At 64.6% G+C, this 2,478-nt stretch carries 3 protein-coding genes; 2 read left to right on the plus strand and 1 reads right to left on the minus strand.

Going from position 1 to position 2,478, the window contains the following annotated elements; all coding sequences use genetic code 11:
• On the minus strand, positions 1–691 hold a 691-nt coding region (locus tag V6M52_RS06095), incomplete at its 3' end, for a KpsF/GutQ family sugar-phosphate isomerase (RefSeq protein WP_332700406.1).
• 245 nt (positions 692–936) lie between these two features.
• Between V6M52_RS06095 and V6M52_RS06100 the strand changes: the two genes are divergently transcribed.
• Both V6M52_RS06100 and mlaE read left to right on the plus strand, forming a co-directional pair.
• The gene (locus V6M52_RS06100; protein ID WP_332700407.1) at positions 937–1,746 is read left to right on the plus strand and encodes an ABC transporter ATP-binding protein; all 810 of its coding nucleotides are present in this window, start codon (positions 937–939) and stop codon (positions 1,744–1,746) included.
• Positions 1,746–2,478 (plus strand): lipid asymmetry maintenance ABC transporter permease subunit MlaE (gene mlaE, locus V6M52_RS06105; protein ID WP_332700408.1); only part of this gene is annotated, 733 nt, incomplete at its 3' end. The genes V6M52_RS06100 and mlaE, both read left to right, overlap by 1 nt.

A 2,478-nucleotide genomic window follows, 5' to 3' on the forward strand; every position in this document is an offset into this window, starting at 1 on the left:
CTTTCTCGGTCATTTCCAGCAGCGCCTCGCGCAGCGAGGTGCCGCGCCGCACCCGCGGCAGGCGCTCGCCGGCGTGCATCACGTGTTCCACCTTGAGCAGCAGGCGCCGGCCCAGCGCGCCACCCGGGTGGGAGAAGGCGAAGTCTTCGGCGGTAAAGCCGCGGGCCTCCAGCAGGGCGATGGCCAGGGCGTCGCCGAGCACCAGGGAGGCGGTGGTGGAGGAGGTCGGCGCCAGGTTGAGCGGGCAGGCCTCCTGCGCTATGCGCGCATCCAGATTGACCTCGGCGGCCTTGGCCAGCGGCGAATCCGGGTTGCCGGTCAGGCTGATCAGGGTAATGCCGAGGCGCTTGATCAGGGGCAGCAGGGTGACGATTTCGGCCGTGGACCCGGAATTGGACAGGGCCAGCACCACATCGTCACGGGTGATCATGCCCATATCGCCATGACTGGCCTCGGCCGGATGGACGAAAAACGCGGTAGTACCGGTGCTGGCCAGGGTGGCGGCGATCTTGCTGCCGATATGCCCGGACTTGCCCATGCCGACCACCACCACCCGGCCTTTGCTGGCCAGGATCAGCTCGCAGGCCCGCACGAAGTCGGCATCAATGCGCGACAAAAGCCCCTCTACGGCTTCGAGCTCGAGGCGAATGGTGCGCTGGGCGGACTGGATCAGATCGCTGGACTGGCTCATGGGGTCAATGCAAATGCCGAAGGAAAAGTCGGCGATTATAGCGGCAAAGGCGGATTCGCTCACCCTCGATCGCCGAGCGTCTTCTGCCAAAGCTGTCGCAACCTTGAACGAGGCCCGTTTCGGCCTTGGGGCGCGAGGGGCGGCAATGCTATAGTCCGCCGCCAATTCGGCCCGTCCGACAGGTGCGGTGTCCCTGCTCGGGGTCGCGGCGTCTGCCAGGAAGGCTGCATCGCAAAGGAGTCCAGATGAGCGCCGAGAACGCCTTCGCGGTCGAGCTGAAGGGGGTCACCTTCAAGCGCGACACGCGCAGCATCTTCAACAATGTCGATATCCGCATCCCGCGCGGCAAGGTCACCGGCATCATGGGGCCTTCCGGGTGCGGCAAGACGACCTTGTTGCGCCTGATCGCGGCCCAGCTCAAGCCGGCCAGCGGCGAGGTTTGGGTCAACGACCAGAACCTGCCGAGCCTGTCGCGCAGCGAGCTGTTCGATATGCGTAAGCAGTTCGGCGTGCTGTTCCAGAGCGGTGCGCTGTTCACCGATCTCGATGTGTTCGAGAACGTCGCCTTCCCCTTGCGCATCCACACTCGGCTGCCAGACGAGATGATCCGCGACATAGTGCTGATGAAACTGCAGGCGGTCGGCCTGCGCGGCGCCATCGACCTGATGCCGGACGAACTGTCCGGCGGCATGAAGCGGCGCGTGGCGCTGGCCCGGGCGATCGCCCTGGACCCGCAGATACTGCTGTACGACGAGCCCTTCGTCGGCCAGGACCCGATCGCCATGGGCGTGCTGGTGCGCCTGATCCGCCTGCTCAACGACGCCCTGGGCATCACCAGCATAGTGGTCTCCCACGATCTGGCCGAGACCGCCAGCATCGCCGACTACCTCTATGTGGTGGGCGACGGCGAGGTGCTGGGGCAGGGCACGCCGGATGAGCTGATGAACTCCACTAACCCGCGTATCCAGCAGTTTATGCAGGGCGAGCCGGACGGTCCGGTGCCCTTCCATTATCCGGCGGTGGATTATCGCGACGATCTTTTGGGGGGGCGCTGATGCGCAAGACGCCTACGCTCGAGCGGGTGCGCCTGCTCGGTCGCGCCGGTCTCGATGTGCTCGAGGCCCTGGGCCGATCGACCCTGTTTCTGTTGCACGTCCTGTTCGGCCGCAACGGTCTGGGTAATGGCCCGCAACTGCTGTTGAAGCAGCTCTATTCGGTGGGCGTGCTGTCGCTGGCGATCATAGTAGTGTCAGGCGTGTTTATCGGCATGGTGCTGTCGTTGCAGGGCTTCAACATCCTGACCAAGTACGGTTCCGAGCAGGCGGTGGGGCAGATGATTGCCCTGACGCTGCTGCGCGAACTGGGGCCGGTGGTGACCGCGCTGCTGTTCGCCGGTCGCGCCGGCTCGGCGCTGACCGCGGAAATCGGCAATATGAAGTCCACCGAACAGCTCTCCAGCCTGGAGATGATTGGCGTCGATCCCCTCAAGTACATCATCGCGCCGCGTCTGTGGGCCGGCTTTATCTCCATGCCGCTGCTGGCGATGATCTTCAGCGTGGTCGGCATCTGGGGCGGCGCCATGGTCGCGGTGGATTGGCTGGGAGTCTATGAGGGCTCGTTCTGGGTCAATATGCAGAACAGTGTGGATTTCGGCGAAGACGTGCTTAACGGCGTGATCAAGAGCGTCGTCTTCGCCTTCGTGGTGACCTGGATCGCCGTATTCCAGGGCTATGACTGCGAGCCGACCTCGGAACGGATCGGCCGCGCGACGACAAGAACCGTGGTCT

It is taken from the genome of Devosia sp. (assembly GCF_036676215.1).
Classification (GTDB): Bacteria; Pseudomonadota; Alphaproteobacteria; order Rhizobiales; family Devosiaceae; genus Devosia.